The 832-nt window shown below is 72.0% G+C and carries 1 protein-coding gene; it reads left to right on the plus strand.

Annotated features, from left to right (window positions below; translation table 11 throughout):
• Positions 1-832, plus strand: an 832-nt coding sequence (locus ACTJLF_RS34620; protein WP_440884903.1) for an autotransporter domain-containing protein, incomplete at both ends; no start/stop codon positions are given.

Below are 832 nucleotides of genomic sequence, written 5' to 3' on the forward strand. Positions count from 1 at the left end.
CCGCGCTCCCCGGCCAGCTGCGCCAGGGCAACCTCGCGATGCTCGGCGACCTGCGCAAGCGCGTGGGCGACGATGACGTGAAGGGCACCGCGAGCACCTCGACCAACCCTGCCGGCTCCGATCGCCGCGCCTGGGCCCGCGTGCTCTCCACCGACATCGACATCCAGCAGGGCGGCACGGTATCGCCGTCGAGCAAGGGCCGCCTCAGCGGCTTCCAGGCCGGCACCGACCTGCTGGCCACGCCGAACTGGCGCGCAGGCATCTACGTCGGCCAGCTCGACGGCGACGCGAGCGTGCGCGGCTTCGCCAGCGGCATCCAGAACCTCGGCGTGGGCCGCAACGACCTGCGCAGCCAGTACGTGGGCGTGTACGGCACCTACACCACCGACAGCGGCTTCTACGCCGATGCCGTGGTGCAGTCGGGCCGCCATCGCTACACCGTCGAGCCGCTGGCCAGCCTGGGCGTGGGCGGCAAGGGCAACAGCCTGCTGGGCTCCATCGAGGTGGGGCAGTCCTTCGCGCTGGGCGGCAGCGGCTGGCGCATCGAGCCGCAGCTGCAGCTGATCCACCAGCACATGGACCTGGGCAACTCCGCGATCGCGGGCGCCATCGTCCAGCCGCAGGCCGACAGCGGCTGGATCGCGCGCGCGGGCGTGCGGGTCAAGGGCGAGATCGCCACGGGGCTCGGCACGCTGCAGCCGTATGGCCGCTTCAACGTCTACCGGACATCGAGCGGCGCGGACATCGCCCGTTTCGTGAACGGTGCGACCACGACCGACATCGCAGCGCCGACCGGCGGCACGAGCACCGAGCTTGCGGGCGGCTTCACGCT

Origin of the sequence: Variovorax sp. 22077, assembly GCF_052044195.1 — a bacterium.
Classification (GTDB): domain Bacteria; phylum Pseudomonadota; class Gammaproteobacteria; order Burkholderiales; family Burkholderiaceae_C; genus Variovorax; species Variovorax atrisoli.